This window comes from Myxococcus sp. CA023, from assembly GCF_010998615.1.
Taxonomy (GTDB): Bacteria; Myxococcota; Myxococcia; order Myxococcales; family Myxococcaceae; genus Myxococcus.
Genome location: NZ_JAAEAH010000010.1, coordinates 74,701 through 93,769 on the forward strand (window position 1 = coordinate 74,701; position 19,069 = coordinate 93,769).

General features: G+C 68.5%; 14 protein-coding genes. 11 read left to right on the forward strand and 3 right to left on the reverse strand.

Annotated features, from left to right (window positions below; translation table 11 throughout):
- The first annotated feature begins 60 nt into the window (after nucleotides 1-60).
- The 7 genes from era to F8M74_RS06575 all read left to right on the forward strand — a co-directional run bounded on the left by era (nucleotide 61) and on the right by F8M74_RS06575 (nucleotide 6,711).
- Complete coding sequence (era, locus tag F8M74_RS06545; RefSeq protein WP_141253787.1) at nucleotides 61-1,005, forward strand: GTPase Era; 945 nt, start codon at nucleotides 61-63, stop codon at nucleotides 1,003-1,005.
- Nucleotide 1,006: 1 nt separating this feature from the next.
- The gene (gene der / locus F8M74_RS06550; RefSeq protein WP_141253786.1) at nucleotides 1,007-2,386 is read left to right on the forward strand and encodes a ribosome biogenesis GTPase Der; all 1,380 of its coding nucleotides are present in this window, start codon (nucleotides 1,007-1,009) and stop codon (nucleotides 2,384-2,386) included.
- 71 nt (nucleotides 2,387-2,457) lie between these two features.
- The gene (locus F8M74_RS06555) at nucleotides 2,458-3,261 is read left to right on the forward strand and encodes a tetratricopeptide repeat protein (RefSeq protein WP_141253785.1); all 804 of its coding nucleotides are present in this window, start codon (nucleotides 2,458-2,460) and stop codon (nucleotides 3,259-3,261) included.
- Nucleotides 3,262-3,272: 11 nt separating this feature from the next.
- Nucleotides 3,273-4,436: a PQQ-binding-like beta-propeller repeat protein gene (locus F8M74_RS06560; RefSeq protein ID WP_141253784.1), complete on the forward strand. Its 1,164-nt coding sequence runs from the start codon at nucleotides 3,273-3,275 to the stop codon at nucleotides 4,434-4,436.
- On the forward strand, nucleotides 4,433-4,861 hold the full coding sequence (locus F8M74_RS06565) for a (deoxy)nucleoside triphosphate pyrophosphohydrolase (protein WP_090492616.1): 429 nt from the start codon (nucleotides 4,433-4,435) through the stop codon (nucleotides 4,859-4,861). The genes F8M74_RS06560 and F8M74_RS06565 overlap by 4 nt, the downstream gene beginning before the upstream one ends.
- A complete protein-coding gene (locus tag F8M74_RS06570) occupies nucleotides 4,861-5,742 on the forward strand; it encodes a ribonuclease H-like domain-containing protein (RefSeq protein WP_141253783.1) in 882 nt (293 codons plus the stop codon). Before F8M74_RS06565 ends, F8M74_RS06570 begins: the two co-directional genes overlap by 1 nt.
- 156 nt (nucleotides 5,743-5,898) lie before the next feature.
- Nucleotides 5,899-6,711, forward strand: a complete 813-nt coding sequence (locus F8M74_RS06575; RefSeq protein ID WP_141253782.1) for a DUF3014 domain-containing protein — start codon at nucleotides 5,899-5,901, stop codon at nucleotides 6,709-6,711.
- 28 nt (nucleotides 6,712-6,739) lie between these two features.
- On the opposite strand, the gene F8M74_RS06580 is transcribed toward F8M74_RS06575, so the two are convergent.
- Nucleotides 6,740-7,345 carry a hypothetical protein gene (locus F8M74_RS06580; RefSeq protein WP_216619778.1) on the reverse strand — a complete coding sequence of 202 codons (606 nt, stop codon included), beginning with the start codon at nucleotides 7,343-7,345 and terminating at the stop codon, nucleotides 6,740-6,742.
- 283 nt (nucleotides 7,346-7,628) lie between these two features.
- On the opposite strand from F8M74_RS06580, the gene F8M74_RS06585 reads away from it, so the two are divergent.
- Nucleotides 7,629-10,049: an ABC transporter permease gene (locus F8M74_RS06585; protein WP_141253780.1), complete on the forward strand. Its 2,421-nt coding sequence runs from the start codon at nucleotides 7,629-7,631 to the stop codon at nucleotides 10,047-10,049.
- Between the two features lie 303 nt (nucleotides 10,050-10,352).
- The gene (locus F8M74_RS06590; protein WP_141253779.1) at nucleotides 10,353-12,446 is read left to right on the forward strand and encodes a S46 family peptidase; all 2,094 of its coding nucleotides are present in this window, start codon (nucleotides 10,353-10,355) and stop codon (nucleotides 12,444-12,446) included.
- A gap of 122 nt (nucleotides 12,447-12,568) precedes the next feature.
- Here the strand turns inward: F8M74_RS06590 and guaA are convergent, their stop codons facing one another.
- Nucleotides 12,569-14,122, reverse strand: a complete 1,554-nt coding sequence (gene guaA, locus F8M74_RS06595; protein WP_141253778.1) for a glutamine-hydrolyzing GMP synthase — start codon at nucleotides 14,120-14,122, stop codon at nucleotides 12,569-12,571.
- 101 nt (nucleotides 14,123-14,223) lie between these two features.
- Between guaA and F8M74_RS06600 the strand changes: the two genes are divergently transcribed.
- On the forward strand, nucleotides 14,224-14,856 hold the full coding sequence (locus F8M74_RS06600; protein ID WP_225888957.1) for a hypothetical protein: 633 nt from the start codon (nucleotides 14,224-14,226) through the stop codon (nucleotides 14,854-14,856).
- 120 nt (nucleotides 14,857-14,976) lie between these two features.
- Here the strand turns inward: F8M74_RS06600 and guaB are convergent, their stop codons facing one another.
- Nucleotides 14,977-16,434, reverse strand: coding sequence for an IMP dehydrogenase (gene guaB, locus F8M74_RS06605; RefSeq protein WP_141253777.1), 1,458 nt, complete (start codon nucleotides 16,432-16,434; stop codon nucleotides 14,977-14,979).
- A 174-nt stretch (nucleotides 16,435-16,608) separates the two neighbouring features.
- Between guaB and F8M74_RS06610 the strand changes: the two genes are divergently transcribed.
- Nucleotides 16,609-18,927, forward strand: a complete 2,319-nt coding sequence (locus F8M74_RS06610) for a TIGR02266 family protein (RefSeq protein ID WP_141253776.1) — start codon at nucleotides 16,609-16,611, stop codon at nucleotides 18,925-18,927.
- The last annotated feature ends 142 nt before the right edge of the window (nucleotides 18,928-19,069 follow it).

Here is a 19,069-nt window from a genome sequence, read left to right on the forward strand (position 1 = left end):
TCCAGACGTTCCCTTTTCGGGCCTCCGCGGTACGCGGCGTCCCAGATCACCTCCGAAGCAATGGCCCCCCCCAAGACACACCGCAGCGGCTTCGCCGCCCTCATCGGGCGCCCCAACGTGGGCAAGAGCACGCTGCTCAATGCACTGACGGGCGAAAAAATCGCCATCGTCTCCCCCAAGCCGCAGACGACGCGCAACCGCATCCTCGGCGTCGTCACCCGCCCGGAAGGGCAGGTGGCGTTCATCGACACGCCGGGCATCCACCAGGCCAAGGGCGAGCTGAACCGCTACATGGTCGAGGTGGCGCTCCAGGCGGCGGAGGAGGTGGACCTGGTCCTCTTCCTCATCGAGCCGCCGGCGAGCGAGAAGCCCGAGGTGAGCCCGGGCAACCGCGCCATCCTCGACCGGCTGCAGAAGATCGGCAAACCGACCTTCCTGGTCATCAACAAGATCGACAGCGTCCCCAAGGGGCAGCTGCTGCCGCTCATCGACCTGTACCGCCAGGAGTTCCCCTTCGCGGAGGTGGTCCCCATCTCCGCCCGGGAGAAGGACGGCGTGGAGCGGCTGTTCCACACCGTCCTGGGACACCTGCCGGAAGGCGAGAACGTCTTCGACGAGGACATGCTCACCGACCAGCAGGAGCGCGCGCTGGCGGCCGAGTACATCCGCGAGCAGGTGCTGCGGCACTGCCGCCAGGAGATTCCGTACTCCACGGCCGTCGTGGTGGACATCTTCGACGAATCCGAGCGCGAGCCCCGGCCGGGCACGCCGCCGAACCAACTGGGCGGGCTCATCCGCATCGCCGCGTCCATCTTCGTGGAGCGCGACAGCCAGAAGGCCATCATCATCGGCAAGCAGGGGCAGATGCTGAAGACCATTGGCACCGACGCGCGCAAGTCCGTGCAGCGGTTGCTGGGCGCGCATGTGTACCTGGACCTGCGCGTTCGCGTGGAACCGCGTTGGAGCGAGCGCCCCGAAGGCCTCAAGAAGCTGGGATACGACTGAAATGAAGCCCCTGGTCGCAATTGTCGGACGCCCCAACGTGGGCAAGAGCACGCTGTTCAATCGGCTGGTGGGCCGGCGCGTCGCGCTGGTGCAGGACGAGCCCGGCGTGACGCGGGATCGCCACTACGCGGACGCGGAGTGGGAAGGCCGCCATTTCACCTTCATCGACACCGGCGGCTTCGTGCCCGGTGACGAGGACCAACTCCTCCGGCAGGTGCGGGAGCAGGCGCAGCTGGCCGTGGACGAGTGTGACGTCATCGTCTTCGTCACCGACGCCCGGGCGGGCCTCACCGCCGCGGACGAGGCCGTGGCCAACTACCTGCGCAAGAGCGGCAAGCCGGTGGTGCTGGCCGCCAACAAGCTGGACAACACGTCCGGGCAGATGCAGGCGCTGGCCGGTGAGTTCTACCGCCTGGGCCTGGGCGACGTGCAGGCCCTGTCCGCCGAGCACGGCCTGGGCATGCAGGAACTGTTCGACTCGGTCGTCGCCAGGCTGCCGCCCAAGGAAGAGGGCGAGGACGCGGAGGCGCCGCCCGACGACGGCATCATCCGCCTGGCCATCATCGGCCGGCCCAACGTGGGCAAGAGCACCCTGGTCAACGCCATCCTGAAGGAGAAGCGGGTGGTGGCCAGTGAGGTGGCGGGGACCACGCGGGACCCGGTGGACTCCGAGCTCACGTACAAGGACCGCAAGCTGCTGCTCACCGACACGGCGGGCATCCGGCGCAAGAAGTCCATTGCCCAGCGCGTGGAGCAGTTCTCCGTCGTGGCCGCGCTCAAGGTGATGGAGCGCAGCGACGTGGCGGTGCTGCTGATGGACGCCACGGAGCCGGCGGTGGACCAGGACGCCAAGCTGGCGGGCCTGGCCGAGGAGCGGGGCCGCGCCCTGGTCATCGTGGTGAACAAGTGGGACCTGGTGGGCGCGGACCAGCGCCGGCAGGAGACCTACCGCGAGTCCCTCAAGCACTCGCTCAAGTTCGTGGGCTACGCGCCCATCCTCTTCACCTCCGCGCTGACGGGCTCCAAGGTGGAGAAGGTCGTGGACGTGGCGACGGAGCTCGCCGACCAGTTCCGCTTCCGGGCGCCCACCCCACAGCTCAACCGGCTGCTGGACCACATGGTGGACAACCACCCGGCGCCCATCGTCCGGGGCAAGCCGCTGCGCATGTACTACATCGCCCAGGTGGCCGCAGCGCCGCCGACCTTCACCATCACCGTGAACCATCCGGACGGCGTTCCGGACATGTACAAGCGGTACATCACCAACCAGCTGCGCAAGACGTTCGACCTGCGCGTGCCCATCCGGCTCATCTTCAAGGGCCGGCCCGGGCAGGCGAAGCGCGAGGCCCGCAAGCGGCCGCAACGCCAGGGGAAGCGCTGAGGCGTCAGTGCGTTGACACTCGCGGCGCACGCTCCATACAGTGCGCCGCTCTTTAAAAGAGGTTTCCAGACGTGGCCGGAACCACCAAGACCGAGAAGATTCGCCAGAAAGAGCTCAGCCAGCCGGACTCCTTCCAGAAGGTGGGCACCGAGGCGAGCGACTGGCTTGCGCAGCGCCAGAAGATCATCGGGCTCGCCGCGGGCGTGCTCATCCTGGGCGGCGTGGGCGTGGCCATCGCCAGCGAAGTGTCCAAGCGCGGCGAGGAGAAGGCTTCCCAGGCGCTGGGACAGGCGCTGACCGTGCTCGACCGGCCCGTGGAGGGCGTGGAGCCCGCGCAGCCCGGTGACACGGAGCCCCCCTTCAAGTCGATGAAGGAGCGCGACGAGGCCGTGGTGAAGTCGCTGGGCGAGTTCCGCCAGCAGCACGGCGGCACCCCGGCCGCGGTGACGGCCGCCCTGGCCGAGGGCAAGGCGCAGTTCCGGCTGGGCAACTACGCCGCGGCGCAGACGGCCTTCGGCGAGTACCTCAAGGGCGCGGCCCAGAACGATCCGCTCCGCGCGGAGGCCTTCGAGGGCCAGGGCTACGCGCTCGAGGCGGACGGCAAGTACGAGGACGCCATCAAGGCCTTCGAGCAGATGGGCGCCGCGGGTGGCCCGTTCCTGGTGGGCATGGGCGACTACCACAAGGCCCGGATGCTCATCCTCCTGGGCAAGAAGGAAGAGGCGGCCCAGGTGCTGTCGAAGCTGACCACGGCGCAGCCGAACACGGCGGCGGCGCGTCAGGCCGGTGAGCGCTTGGCGGTGCTGGCGTCCGAAGGTGTGAAGGTTCCCGCCCCGGAGGCTCCGGCGGCTGCACCCGTTCCGGACGCGGGGTAGAAACACTCGCCATGACGATGCGGCTCGTGAGCTGGAAGCGTTGGCTGGGTGGCGCTGTGGCGGCAGGGCTTCTGGGCGGCTGCGGTGGCGTGCGGTACTACGGCAATCCGGAGTTGCCCCGGCCGCCGTCGAACACGCCGCTGGAGTACTTCTCCGTCAACTGGTGGGCGCCGCTCGCGCCCCCGCAGACGCTGGAGTACGGGCCGCGTGAGACGGCGACGCCGGCCTATGATGCCGTCAGCCGGACGACCATCGCGCTCACGCGGGACGGGTTCGCCCGCGGCGTGGGTCCCGACGGCCAAGTGAAGTGGAAGTACAAGACGGGCAGCCGCTTCAACGCCGGGGCGCGGGTGGTGGACGGCGTGGCCTATGTTCCGGGCGGGGACGGCGTGCTGTACGCGCTGGACGCGGCCTCGGGCGAGGAGAAGTGGAAGTACGTCGCGGGCGAGGCCCTGGCCACGGTGCCCGTGGTCGCGAATGGCCTGGTGCTCGTGGCCTCGGAGAGCGACACGCTCTTCGCGGTGAAGATCGCGGATGGGCAGTGGGCCTGGCAGTACCGCCGGGATCCGCCCACCGGCTTCACCGTCCGCGGCGCTTCGCGGCCCCTGGTGCGCCAAGGCGTGGCCTACATCGGCTTCTCCGACGGCTTCGTGGTGGCGCTCAGTGTCGACGACGGCGGCGTCACCTGGGAGCGCTCGCTGTCTGGCGCCGGCTCCGAGTTCCTGGACGTGGACAGCAGCCCGGTGATGGACGCCAACGGGCAGCTCTACGTGGCGTCATACAAGAGCGGCATCTTCGCGCTCGAGTCCGAGTCGGGCGACCTGGTGTGGAACACCTCCGTGGCCGGCATGACGTCGCTGCTGGTCAGCGGCCAGGTGCTCTTCGCCGCGGGTGACGGCCGCGTGGATGCCTACCTGGCGGAGACGGGACGGCTCCTCTGGTCGCATCCCCTGGGGGAACGGGCAGCCTTCGCTCCGGTGTTCGCCCAGGGAATGCTGCTCGTGCCCACGTCCAGTTCGCTGCTGTTCCTGGAGCCCAAGACGGGGCGTTCTCGCGTGTCGTGGAACCCCGGGAGTGGCATCACCGCGCCGCCTTTCGCGGCGGGCAGGCAGCTGTTCGTGCTGTCGAACAATGGCTACCTGTACTCCCTGGACATGAACGGGATTGACGGGTGACGGCTCCGGCTCGCAGGACGGTCCGCGTGGTGGCGGCGCTGATTCCGCGGCCGGAGGATGGACGCCAGTTCCTGGTGCAGCAGCGGCTCCCCGGTGGAAGCCGCGCCTTGCTGTGGGAGTTCCCCGGCGGCAAGGTGGAGGCCGGGGAGACGGACGAGGCCGCGCTGGCCCGTGAGTGCCGCGAGGAGCTGGACGTGGAGCTCGCCGTGGGCCGGCGGCTCTGGGAGGGCCAGCACTCCTATCCGGACCTGACGGTGGAGTTGGTGTTGTTCCTGGCCCGGATTGTCTCGGGCGAGCCCCGGCCCCTGGGCGCCCACGCGCTGGCGTTCCACACGCCGGCGCAGATGCAGTCACTGCCGTTCTGCGAGGCGGACATCCCGCTCCTGGACGACCTGGTGGCGGGAAGGTTGGGCGCGCTCGATTGATGCTGCAGCGGACGTTCCAGCACATCCCCAATGTCGGTCCCTGGCGGGAGAAGGATTTGTGGTCCCGCGGCATCCGCACCTGGGATGACTTTCCGGAAGCCGGCCAGGGGGTGGCGCTCAACCGGAAGTCCGACGACGTGGCCCGGGCGCGCATCGCCGAGGCGAAGGACGCGCTGGCCCGCCGGGACTTGCGCAAGCTCGCGGAGCTGCTTCCGAGCCGGGAGCACTGGCGGCTGTACCCGGAGTTTCAGGACGACGCCGTCTATTTCGATATCGAGACGGACGGCCGGGAGGCCCAGGCGCCTACGGTGGTGAGCCTGTTCGATTCGAAGGGCCTTCACGTCTTCATCCAGGGCCGGAACATGGACGCGCTGCCGGAGGCCATGGCGGCCCGGCGGCTGTGGGTGACGTTCAACGGCTCGTGCTTCGACGTGCCCGTCTTGCGTGACTACTTCGGCCCCGCGCGATTTCCGGTGCCGGATGCGCACATCGACTTGCGGTTCGTGACGCGGCGCCTGGGCATGGGCGGTGGCCTGAAGGAAATCGAAGGAAAGATTGGCGCCGAGCGTCCGCCGCACATGAAGGGCGTGAATGGCTACGACGCGGTGCTGCTGTGGCGCGCGTACCAGCGCCGCGGCGATGTGGAGGCCCTCCGGTTCCTCGTCGAGTACAACCTGTACGACGCCTTCCAGCTCCGGACGCTGATGGACGTGGCGTACAACCGCGGCGCCGACGACTTGAACCAGGATGTTCCCCGGCTGCCAGTCTTCGAGCGTGGCGACGTGCTTTACGACGTGAGCCGCATCATCCTGGAGTTGGGGCCGACCGAGCGCGATCTGCAAACCCTTGCTCGCGTCCGGGCCATGGAGCAGGGCGGCTGAGCGGGCAGGGTGACTGTGCCCGGTTCACCGTCCTGGCAGCAGCCGTGCATTCGCGAGTACCGGACGGTGAACACCTGCGCGTGCGAAGTGTGGCGGTCTGGTGGAATGACCTGGGGAGGCGTTTGTAGGTTGAAGGGTCCACCTACGGAGGAATGAATGAACGACCCGACGAATCCGACGCCGGCCGAGGTTCCCGAATCCGCTCAGAGCTCCAAGGGCAAGACGCTGGCCGTCGTCCTGGGGCTGGCGGGCCTGGCGTTGGTGGCGTCGTATTTCGGTCTGCGGCGTCAGGCGTCACTACCCGCGGAGGTGATCGCGATTCCGACGGAGCCTGCTGGCGAGACGGCCGCGGCGCCCCCGACGATGCCCGAAACGTCGCTGCCGGAACGGGACGCCGAGGTCCGCAGCCTGGCGAGCCAGCTTTCGCCTGACCCCGAGCTCGCGCGGTGGATGGGCGAAAAAGACCTGGTTCGTCGCTTCGCGGCCGCGGTGAACAGCATCGCGGAGGGTTCGAGCCCGCGCACGGTGCTCGGGTTCCTGGCGCCCACGGGGGCTTTCCAGGTGACCCAGGTGGATGGCACCACGGTCATCGATCCGGCCAGCTACGCACGCTACGACACCGTGGCCCGCGTGATTGGCTCCATTGACACGCAGTCCGCGGCCAGCGTGTACCGCGAACTGAAGCCGCTGATTGACCAGGCCCACGCGGAGATTGCGCCGCCGGGACAGACATTCAGCAGCGCCTTGAGCGCGGCCGTCCAACATCTGCTCAAGGTGCCCGTGCAGGAAGGCCCGGTGGAAGTCGTTCCCGAAGGCGCGCTGTATGCCTATGTGGCGCCGGAGTTCGAGGACCTGAGCCCCGCGCAGAAGCATCTGCTGCGCATGGGGCCCCAGAACATGCAGCTCATCCAGGCCAAGCTGCGGGAGCTGAAGAGCTCGCTGGGTCTGCCGACGGTCGCGGACCGCTGATTCAAAGCCAGTCCCGGGCCGCCCAGTCTCAACGGCGTTTCTTCTTGCCGGCGGGCTTGGGCGGAGGGGCTGGCTTTTCCTTTTCGCCAGCGATTTGAAGGGACTGGCGGAACTCGTCGACGTCACGGCCCAGGCCGTCGGTGAACGCGGTGCCGGTCTGGGCATCCACGACCAGGGTGTACTTGAAGCCGGACTTGAGCGGCTGCGGCAGCTGGATTCGGTAGACGAGGCCGGTTTCGGATTCCTCGACGTCGTCATCGGACACCATGGCCCGGTCGGCTTCGTCGAACAGCCGGACCCGGTAGTTCTTGAGCGGGCTGGACGTCCGGAGCTCCAGGAGCGACGTGGGCTCAATGATGGTCGCGTCATCGGGGGCCGGGGCGATCTCCGTGAGGCCCGCGGCGGCGATTCCAGCGTCGTTGGCGACGCCCGCGTCGTTGGCGGGTGCCACGGCGGGGGCGCTGGGCGGCGCCTGGTAGCTGAGTGAGAACCGGGTCGGCGGCGGCGTCGCGGGGACCTGAGGGACCTCGGCGACCCCTGAGTCCGGGGTGGCGGCCGGCTTGTCCGGGCAGCCCGAGAGGACGAGAGCGCCACAGCAGGTGGCGGCGACGAGTCCGAATCGAAGAAGACGCATGTGGCGGCCACGGTATGCGCCTGGATGGACGCCGGAAAGCACCGAGTGCCGGGCAGCCAGCCGGGCCGTGGGTTGGTTGCAATGGGCTCGCGGATAACCGTCCAGGATGTGACCTCTCCCTCTGAAAGAAGGTCCGATAACATGCGTTATGTAAACTAAGCGGGCACGAAACCTGGGGTCGATTCAGGCCGTTCCCCGCCCTGGTTTCTGGGCCGTCCGGGCCGGTTTCGGGTCCGTCGATTGCAGTCGATTCCGGCAGGATCTCCACTCCCGACGCCCCGCCATGACCTTCTTCGATTCGCTCGCCGCGGATGTTCGCTTCGCGCTCCGCACGTTCCGCCGCTCACCCGGCTTCGTCGCCGCCGCCGTGCTGTGCCTGGCGCTGGGTATTGGCGCCAACGCCGTCATCTTCAGCGTGGTTCACGGGGTCCTCCTCCGGCCGCTGCCGTACGCGGAACCCGAGCGGTTGGTCAGTCTCGTCGAGGTGCGCCCCCAGGGCTATGGCGGCCCGGTGTCCTGGCCCACGTTCTGGGCCTGGCGCCAACACAGCCCGGCCTTCGAACACATGGCGGCATTCACAGGCGGCGGCGTCACCCTCCAGGACCAGGATGCGCCTGAGCGCCTCCAGGCTCTTCGCGGAACGGCTGACTTCTTCACGGTTCATGGCGTGCCGCCCTTGCTGGGCCGGACTTTCGCGCTCGACGAGGACCTGCCCGGCCAGGCCCCGGTCGCGGTCCTCAGCGAGCGTCTCTGGCGCGCCCGCTTTGGCGCCGACCCGGCCGTTCTCGGCCGTTCCGTGAGCCTGGATGGCCTGGCCCACACCGTCATTGGCGTGATGCCCGCGTCTTTTGATGCGTCCACGGACGTCTGGCTGCCCCTGGTGCCTCCGCCGGACGCCGCCGCTCGGACCCGGTCCACGGTGCTGACCCTCCGGGCCCGGCTGGCGCCAGGCGTTTCGCTGGCCTCCGCCGAGGCCCAGTTGAAGCAAGTCGCCGCGAACTCCGCGGCGGCCCAGGCGGAATCCCACCGGGATCGGAGCGCCCGGGTCATTCCGCTCGATGAAAGCCAGACGCAGTCCTGGCGGGCGCCGCTCCAGGTCCTGCTGGGGGCCGTCGCCCTGGTGCTCCTCATCGCGTGTACAAACGTCGCGAATCTGCTGCTGGCCCGTGCGGGCACCCGGCGGCGCGAGCTGGCCGTTCGTCTGGCCCTGGGCGCTGGCCGGGCCCGGGTCGTCCAGCAGCTCCTGGTCGAAAGCCTCCTGCTGGCGTTCCTGGGCGGCGTGCTGGCGGCCTTGCTGGCGCGTTGGGGCCTGGACGCGCTGCTCGCCCTGGCGCCGGAGAGCCTGCCCCGGCGCCAGGACATCGCGTTGGACGGAACGGCCTTCCTGTTCCTCCTCGCAATCACCAGTGTCAGCGGCCTGGCCTTCGGGCTGCTTCCCGCCCTCCAGGTCTCCCGGCTGGACGTCCGTGGCGGGCTCGCCGCCGCGGGCGATGGCAGCACGGTGCCGGGCTTCGGCCGTCGCCTGGGGGCCTCGCTGGTGGTTGTGGAGATCGCCCTATCGCTGGTGCTGCTCGTCGGCGCGGGCCTGCTCGGACGCGGCTTCCTGCACCTGCTGGGGACTTCCACCGGACTTGCCCCCGGCCAGGTCCTCACGCTGCATCTGTCCATCCCAGACGACCGGTTCTTCAAGGACGGCGCCCTGGACGCGGAGCTGCCGGGACGGCTCTTGGAGCCGGTGCTGGAGGCGGTTCGCGCGCTCCCGGGTGTCACCGCGGCGGGCATGACATCCGTGCTCCCCATCCAACGGGCCTGGAACAACGCTCGGTATCAGGTCGAAGGAGCTCCTTTGCCAGAGCCCGGCGACGAACCTCGCGCCGAGCGCCGCGCCACCAGTCCGGGCTACTTCGTCGCCATGGGCATCCCCCTGCGCCAGGGGCGCGATTTCACGTCCCTGGATGCCGCGCCGGACCAGCCCGGCGTCGTCATCGTCAACGAAACCCTGGCCCGCCGGCACTTTCCGGCAGGAGGTACCCTGGGCCAGCGGCTGCGCATCGGGGCGACGCCGCACACCATCGTCGGCGTCGTGGGTGATGTCCGCCAGGCGGGGCTGGAGCGCGACCCTCTCGCCGAGTTCCACGTCCCCCATGGCAGGCCCTGGGGCGATGACGGGCTCGTCCTGGTCACGCGCACCTCGGTGCAGCCGGAGACGCTGCTGCCGGCCATCCGGGAGGCCATCCGCCGCGTGGATGGCACCGTGCCCGTCTACCGGGCGCTCACCCTGGAGCAGGTCATCTCGGAATCCCTGGCGATGCGCAGGCTCGTCCTGGGGCTGCTTGGCGGTTTTGCAGTCCTCGCCGTCCTGCTCGCCGCCTACGGCCTCTACGGGGTCATCTCGCTCCGGGTCGCCCAGCGCACGCGGGAGCTGGGCGTCCGTATGGCGCTCGGTGCCCGGCCCGCGGACGTGCTCCGGCTCGTCCTGGGCCAGGGCGCGGGCATGACGGCCGTGGGCCTCGGGGTGGGACTTGGGGCGGCGCTGGCCCTGTCCCAGGTGCTCGCAAGCCAGCTTCACGGCGTCAGCGCTCGGGATCCGTGGACGTTCGGGGCCGTGGCGGCGCTGATCGCGGCCGTGGTGTTGCTCGCCTGCTGGGTTCCGGCCCGGCGGGCGACGCGGATGGACCCGCTTCAGGCGCTCCGGAAGGAATGACGTCGAGACTTCCGCGTCCCAGGCCTGGGATGCGGAATCCCAGTCGTGGAACGCAGCCGGATGACACGTCGCGTTGAGGAGAAATCCTGACGCGAATGCGACTTTTTCCTCCGCGCCACGTTGTTCCTCAATGGGCCCGGTTCAAGGCCGGTTTCTCCTCGGAATCCAACCTCTGGCGGCGGGAATCAGATGCCTGCTTGCATGTTGGGTTCCCCGGCGAATCTCCCCGCTTTTTACTGGCTTGACCCAGCCAGGAGCTTCCCGCAGAACCGCGACACCCATGGCCCTGGAAAGGACCGTTTCATGAAGCGTTTGTTCGTGATTGCCACCCTCCTCGGCGCGGCTCCCGCGATGGCCGACGAGGGCATGTGGACCTACAACAACTTTCCCTCCGCGAAGGTGAAGGAGAAGTACGGCTTCGAGCCTTCCCAGCAGTGGCTGGACAACGTGCGCCTGTCCTCGGCGCGTCTGGCGGGCGGATGCTCGGCCAGCTTCGTGTCCGCCAACGGCCTGGTGATGACGAATCACCACTGCGCGCGCGGCTGTATCGACCAGCTCTCCACGGCGAAGAAGGACTACATCGCCAACGGCTTCTACGCGAAGGCGCAGGCCGAGGAGACCCAGTGCCCGGCGATGGAGATCAACCAGCTGGTCAAGATCACCGACGTCACGGAGACGCTGAACAAGGCCACCCAGGGCCTGACCGGTAAGAAGTACGCCGACACGCTGAAGGCGAAGATGTCCGAGCTGGAGCAGGCCTGCTCCGCCGGCAACGCCAAGGCGCGCTGTGACGTCGTCACCCTGTACCAGGGCGGCCAGTACAACCTCTACGAGTACAAGCGCTTCCAGGACGTCCGCCTGGTGATGGCGCCCGAGCACGCCATCGCGTTCTTCGGCGGCGACCCGGACAACTTCGAGTTCCCCCGCTACGACCTCGACGTGACGTTCCTGCGCGTCTACGAGGACGGCAAGCCGGCGACGACGAACAACTTCTTCAAGTGGTCCGACAAGGGCGCTCAGGAAGGCGAGCTGACCTTCATCTCCGGCCACCCGGGCCGTACCTCGCGTGGCCTCACCATCGCGGAGCTGGAGTTCCAGCGTGACGTGGTGCTGCCCAAGACGCTGATGACGCTCTCCGAGATGCGCGGCATGCTGACGGAGTTCGGCCGCCGTGGCGCCGAGCAGCGCCGCATCTCCACCAACCTGCTGTTCGGCGTGGAGAACTCGGTGAAGGCGCTCAAGGGCCGTCACGAGGCCCTGCTGGACAAGACGTTCTTCGCGCAGAAGGTCGCCGCGGAGCAGGACCTGCGCAAGAAGGTCGAAGCCAACCCGGAGATGAAGACGAAGTACGCCGCAGCGTGGGATGAGATCGCCAAGGCCCAGGCGCAGCTGCGCAACATCCGTCAGGACCTGACGTTCATGGAGAACAGCGGCGGCCTGTCCTCCACGCTCTTCCAGGTGGCCCGCACGCTGGTGCGCGGCGCCGAGGAGCTCCCGAAGGCGAACGGCGAGCGCCTGCGTGAGTTCAACCAGGCCAACGTCCCGGCGCTGGAGGCCCAGCTGTTCAGCCCGGCTCCCGTCTACCCGGAGCTGGAGATTGCCCGTCTGACGTTCGGCCTCACCAAGATGCGCGAGGAGCTGGGCTCCGACCACCCCTTCGTGAAGAAGGTGCTGGGCAAGGAGTCCCCGGAGAAGCTGGCCGCCCGGCTGGTGAAGGGCACCAAGCTGCGTGACGTGAAGGCCCGCCAGGCGCTCTACAAGGGCGGCAAGGCGGCCATCGCGGCCTCCAAGGACCCGATGATTCAGCTGGCTGTCGCGGTGGACCCGGACATGCGCGCCATCCGCAAGACGTACGAGGAGAACGTCGAGTCCATCATCCGCAAGAACAGCGAGCTGGTGGCCAAGTCCAAGTTCGAAATCTACGGCACCAACCAGTATCCGGACGCGACGTTCAGCCTGCGCCTGTCCTACGGCGCGGTGAAGGGTTACTCGGAGAACGGCAAGCAGGTCAGCCCCATCACCCAGATGGCGGGCACCTTCGAGCACGCCACGGGTGAGGAGCCCTTCGCGCTGCCGAAGTCCTGGCTGAAGAACGAGAAGGCGCTGGACGGCACCACGCCGATGAACTTCGTCTCCACCAACGACATCATCGGCGGCAACTCCGGCTCGCCGGTCATCAACAAGGACGCGGAGATCGTCGGCATCGTGTTCGACGGCAACATCCAGTCCCTGGGCGGCGAGTACGGCTTCGACGAGAGCGTCAACCGCTCGGTCAGCGTCCACAGCCAGGCCATCATCGAGTCGCTGACGAAGATCTACGGCGCCACGCGGCTGCTCGAGGAGCTGCGTCCCGGCAGCACCAAGATCCCGTCCGTGAAGGCCAGCCCGGCGAAGTAATGCCTTCGGGCGAAGATGGGGGCCCCGGCGCGGTCGGCCAGGGCCCCTGAAACAAGAAGAGGCTGCCCGGCACATGTACCGGGCAGCCTCTTTCGCGTCAGGGCGTCAAACGCCCTACCGCCCTACTCCCATTCGATGGTCGCGGGGGGCTTGGACGAGATGTCGTAGGCGACGCGGTTGATGCCGCGCACCTCGTTGGTGATGCGCGTGGAGATGCGCTCCAGCACGGCGAACGGCAGCCGGGCCCAGTCCGCCGTCATGCCGTCCACGCTGGTGACGGCGCGCAGCACGCAGGTGGACTCGTAGGTGCGCTCGTCGCCCATGACGCCCACGCTCTGCACCGGCAGCAGCACCGCGAAGGCCTGCCACACCTCCTTGTAGAGGCCGGCGCTGCGAATCTCCTCCTGGACGATGGCATCCGCGCGCCGCACCAGCTCCAGGCGCTGCTCGGTGACTTCACCCAGGACGCGGATGGCCAGACCCGGGCCGGGGAATGGCTGGCGGGACACCATCTCATCCGGCAGGCCCAGCTCGCGGCCCAGGGCGCGGACCTCGTCCTTGAAGAGCTCGCGCAGCGGCTCCACCAGCTTGAGCTTCATCGTCTCCGGCAGGCCGCCCACGTTGTGGTGGCTCTTGATGGTGACGGAGGGGCCCTTGTACGACACGGACTCGATGACGTCCGGGTACAGCGTGCCCTGGGCCAGGAACTCCGCGTCCTGCACGTCGCGCGAGGCCTCCTCGAACACGGCGATGAACTCGCGGCCGATGATCTTCCGCTTCTTCTCCGGGTCCGTCACCCCGGCCAGCTTGTCCAGGAAGCGCTGGCGGGCATCCACCGTCTTCAGCGGGACGTGGAAGCGGTCCACGAAGAGCGCCTCCACCTGGGCGCGCTCGTTCTGCCGCAGCACCCCGTTGTCCACGAAGATGCACTGGAGCCGGGGGCCAATGGCCCGGTGCAGCAGCAGTGCGGCCACGGAGCTGTCCACGCCGCCCGACAGCGCGCAGATGACCCGGCCGTGCTCACCCACCTGGCGGCGGATGGTGCCCACGGCCTCGTCGATGAAGCCCTTCATCGTCCACGAGCCGCTGACCTTGCACTCGTTGAAGACGAAGGCGCGCAGCATGGCCTTGCCCTGCGGCGTGTGGACCACCTCCGGGTGGAACTGGACGCCGAACCAGGGCTTCGTCGTGTGGGCGGTGGCGGCGAAGGGCGAATTGCCGCTGCGGCCAATGGCCTCGAAGCCGGGGGGCAGCGCCTCCACCCGGTCGCCGTGGCTCATCCAGACCTGGACCCTGTCCCCGGGGGTGAACTCGGCGAATGGGCCGCGGCGGGCCAGCACCTCCACCTCCGCGTTGCCGAACTCGCGGTGGGCGCTCCGGTCAATCTTGCCGCCCAGCAGCTTGGCGGTGAGCTGGAGGCCGTAGCAGATGCCCAGCACGGGGACGCCGGCTTCGAAGACGAACGGGTCGCACCGTGGGGAGTCCGGGGCCTCCACGGACGCCGGGCCGCCAGAGAGGATGATGCCGCGGGGAGCGTACTTGCGGATGTCCTCCGCCGGGAGGTCCGGGCGGTGGATTTCGCAATAGACGCCCAGCTCGCGGACGCGCCGCGCGATGAGCTGGGTGTACTGGCTCCCGAAATCGAGGATCAGGATTTTTTCGGCGTGCAGGTCCACCTGGGAGTCTCCAAGAGGGGCGTCGTTGACGGCTGGGGGCCCTTATCGCTACAAACTTCCGGAATACAACGCCCAAGTACCTTCAATTGTTCGAGGCCTGGATGCTCCGCCGCCTGTCCGCCCCTACCGCTGCTGCGACCCTACTCCTGCTGTCCGCCACCGGATGCGTGAAGGAGATCTCCTCGGATGAGCGGCTGGACCGCGAAACCCAGAATCTCTCCGCGAAGGAGATGCCGGGTGCCGCCGAGCTGGAGAAGCTCACCTGTGAGGACTCCACCGAGGCGCTCATCAAGGCACGCAATGTGAACCGGCCGGAGACGGACCGGCTGGTGGACTACATCGAACTGTACTCCTCCCTCCGCAAGCGGACCGCCACGTTCGAGGATGCGATGAACCGCAACCCGGACCTGAGCTACCGCGAGGGCACCCAGCACCTGGTCAACGCCAAGGACAACTGCATCCAGCAGACGGCTGACGTCCGGGTGGAGTTCGAGACCTACATGAGGGAGCTGGTGGGCGTGCCCACCGTCCAGGAAATCAAGGGCGGCAACACCGTCACCATCGCCCGGCTCGACTTCAACACCCTGCGCCAGGCCATCGAGACGCTGGAGCCGGACGACAAGGACACGCTGCTCAACCAGGTGAACGCCGCGGAGAAGCGCGTGGCCCCGTCGACCCCCGCGGCCGATGAGTCCGCCCCCGCGTCGGGTGGTGGCCGCAAGCGCGGCCGGTAAGGACGCTCCGGCCGTTTCTGGCTGGACACCCAGGGCCCCGCCGAGAGGCGCGGGCCCTTTTTCATGGCCTCGGGGCGCGGCGCGGGAGGACGGGCCACCGCGCTCCTGGCGCCCTCCTGATTACCCGACGCGGTAGTTCGGCGCTTCCTCGGTGATGATGACGTCGTGCACGTGGCTCTCCTTGAGTCCGGCCGAGGTGATGCGGACGAAGGTGGCCTGGGTGCGCAGCTCGTCGATGGTGCGGCAGCCCACGTAGCCCATGCCGCTGCGGATGCCACCCAGCATCTGGTGGACGTTCATCGCCAGGGTGCCCTTGTACGGCACGCGGCCCTCGATGCCCTCGGGCACCAGCTTCACGGCCTCCACGTCCGCCTGGAAGTAGCGGTCCTTGGCGCCCTGCTTCATGGCGCCCAGGCTGCCCATGCCGCGGTAGCTCTTGTAGCTGCGGCCCTGGTACAGGATGACGTCGCCCGGGGACTCCTCGGTGCCGGCGAAGAGCGAGCCGACCATCACCGTGTTGGCGCCCGCGGCCAGCGCCTTGACGATGTCGCCCGAGTACTTGATGCCGCCGTCGGAGATGACGGGCACGTCGTGCTTCTGGGCCTCGCGGACGCAGTCATCCACGGCCGTCACCTGGGGCACGCCCACGCCGGCCACCACGCGGGTGGTGCAGATGGAGCCGGGGCCGATGCCCACCTTCACCGCGTCCACGCCCGCCTGGATGAGCGCGCGGGTGGCCTCGGCGGTGGCGACGTTGCCGGCGATGAGCTCGAAGCCCTGGAAGTTCTTCCGGGTGTCGCGCACGCCATCCAGCACCGCGGTGGAGTGACCGTGCGCGGTGTCCACGACGATGACGTCCACGCCGGCCTTGATGAGCGCCTCCACGCGGGCCTCGCGGTCCGCGGACACACCCACGGCGGCGGCGCACAGCAGGCGGCCCATGCCGTCCTTGGCCGCGTTGGGGTGCGTGCGGCGCTTCTCGATGTCCTTGATGGTGATGAGGCCCTTGAGCTCGAAGGCCTCGTTGACGACGAGGAGCTTCTCGATGCGGTGCTCGTGCAGCAGCTTCTGCGCATCTTCCTGCGTGATGCCTTCGCGGCCGGTGACGAGCTTGCGCGTCATCATCGACTCCACCTTCTGGGTGAAGTTGGTCTCGAAGCGCACGTCGCGGCTGGTGACGATGCCTACCAGCCGCTGGCCCTTCACCACCGGGATGCCGGACACGCCGTGAATGCGCATCAGCTCCAGCGCGCGGCCCAGCGGGGCCTCCGGTTCGATGGTGACGGGGTCCACCACCATGCCGCTTTCGAACTTCTTGACCTTGAGGACCTCGAGCGCTTGCTGCTCGGGCGTCATGTTCTTGTGGATGACACCAATCCCGCCCTCTTGGGCCATGGCGATGGCGGTCCGGGACTCCGTGACGGTGTCCATGGCCGCCGACAGGAGGGGGATGTTGAGACGGAGATTGCGGGTGAGCCGGGTCGTCAGGTCGACGTCCTTGGGGACGACCGAGCTCTCGCCCGGGACCAGCAGTACGTCGTCGAAAGTGAGGGCGAGCCGGATATCGGGGTTGAGCATGAGCGGCGCTCCCGTGAGCAGGTGCCCGCGGGGCACCACAGCCCGCGGGTGCGGTTCCATACGAGGTACGCTGCCCCGGCGCAACGGAGAAGGGCGCTGATTTTGACGCCCGTTCCCTCGGAGTTCGGGCGATAATCGCAACCCAGTATCCCCTCGCGTCTCAGGAACCGGGCATTGACGGATTCGAATCAGGGTGCGGTCGGGCTCGTCGTGAAGCTGCCCTTCGCGACGCCCGAGGAGTTCCTGGCGAAGTACGGCCCGAATGTGACCCGGGGTGGCATCTATCTGCGCGCACGCGCGGTGAAGCCACCGGGGACGGCCGTCACCTTGGATCTCAAGCTGGCGGGCGGGGAACGCATCATCCACGCGGCGGCCGTCGTTCACTACGTCACAGGCCAGGGCGGCCAGGGCGTGCTCGGCATGGGCCTGCGCTTCCTGAACGCGGATGCGCCCACCCGTCGGTTCCTGGATTCGCTGGTCGTCACCCTGCCCCACGCCCAATCGGATGTTCCCCCGGTTCCTCCCAATGTAGGGCCGGCGGATTACACCGTCACACCCACGGAGCAGGCGCCCATCGCCCTCGCCGCCGAGCTTTTCGCGCCGGCCCCCGTGCCAGGCAGTGCTTCAGCCGAGGCACCCGCCGCGCCGCCGCGGATGATCTCCAACGCGGCGTTGAACCTCAGCTCGGAGGACCCCAAGCGCGCCGGTGTCGTCATCGGCATCGACCTGGGGACGACGAACTCGTGCGCGGCCTACGTCCGCAACGGCAAGCCGGGCGTGCTGCCCAGCCGCGAGGGCCACAACACGGTGCCCTCCATCATCGCCGTCAACACGCGCGGCAAGCTGGTGGTGGGCCACCCCGCCAAGGGGCAGATGCTCACCAATCCGCGCCAGACGGTGTACGGCGCCAAGCGGCTGGTGGGCCGGCCCTTCGCGTCCCCGGTGGTGGAGCAGCTCAAGGACCGCTTCCACTATGAGATCGCCGCCAGTGAGAATGGCGACGCGGGCGTGAAGCTGGGCGAGCACGTCTACACGCTCCAACAGATCTCCGCGCTCATCCTCCGGGAGGTCCGGGAGGTGGCGCAGAACCAGCTGGGCCACCCGGTGTCCCGCGCGGTCGTCACCGTCCCCGCCTACTACAACGACAACCAGCGCCAGGCGGTGCGCGAGGCCGGGAAGCTGGCGGGCCTGTACATCGAGCGCATCCTCAACGAGCCCACCTCGGCGGCGCTGGCCTATGGCTACGGCCGCAAGCTGAACCAGCGCGTGCTCGTCTATGACCTGGGCGGTGGCACCTTCGACGCGTCGGTGCTGGAGCTGAACGACAACGTCTACGAGGTCATCTCCACCGGCGGCGACACGTTCCTGGGCGGCATCGACTTCGACTCCTCCCTCGTCACGTACCTCCTGGACGAGTTCCAGAAGACCACGGGCCGCGCGTTCCAAGGGGACCGGGTGGCCCTGCAGCGCATCAACGACGCGGCTGAGCGCGCCAAGTGCGCGTTGTCGGAGCGCTCGGAGGTGCGGGTGCACGTCGCGTTCGTGACGATGATCGACAGCAAGCCGTGCGACCTGGACGTCATGCTCTCGCGGCAGAAGCTGGTGGAGCTGACGGAGGGGTTGGTGGATCGCACCCTCCAGGTCTGCGAGGAGGTCCTCCGCGCGAAGAAGGTGACGCCGCAGGACATCGACGAGGTCATCCTCGTCGGTGGGCAGAGCCGCTTCCCGCTGGTGCACGAGAAGATCACGAAGTTCTTCGGCAAGCCGCCCAGCAAGGGCGTGCACCCGGACGAGGCCGTGGCGCTGGGCGCGGCGCTGCTGGCGCACAGCCTGGGGCAGTTGGAAGGCGTGGTGCTCATCGACGTGCTGCCCATGGCCATTGGCGTGGGCCTGCCCGGTGGCCGCTTCAAGGCGGTGATGGAGCGCAACACGTCTCTGCCGTCCACCAAGAGCTACACCCTGGCCACGCACCGTGACGGCCAGACGGAGCTGGAGCTCACGGTGTTCCAGGGCGACTCCGACAAGGCCGCTGACAACGAGTACCTGGGCACGCTGAAGCTGGAGGGCCTGCCGAAGCTCCCGCGTGGCGCCGTGCAGGTGAACGTCACCTTCGAGGTCAGCAACGAGTCGCTGCTGAAGGTCACCGCGCGCGAGGCCTCGTCGGGCCGCGAGGTGACGAGCACCTTCACCACGCGCGACACCCCAGAGGCCGTGAAGGCGCGGCTGGCGCAGGTCGAGCCGGAGACGCCGCCGGCGCCTGGTCCGGCAGCCGCGGCACGGAGCGCGGGCCACGCGGGGGCCACGGCCACGGGGCCATCCGCTCCGGTGAAGGTGCCCATGGCCACGGCCGCCGCCGCGTCGGCCGCGCGGCAGGTGCTCGTTCGGCCCGCTTCGTCGGCTCCCGTGCCCTCGATTCCTGCTGTCAGTGTGACTGTTGTACCCAAGCAGAAGGGCTTCATGGGGTGGCTCAAGGGGTTGTTCGGAAGAGCCTGAAAACGCGCACTGCGTGCCTTGCTCGCACTCAGTGTCATGTGTGGTTCCGGGAATTTTCCGGTGAATCTGGCCAGCCCATGGATGGTCGGATTTGCCTGCTATGTAGCGCCTCGCTTCCTTCCGGACAGACGAGCGCGCTCCC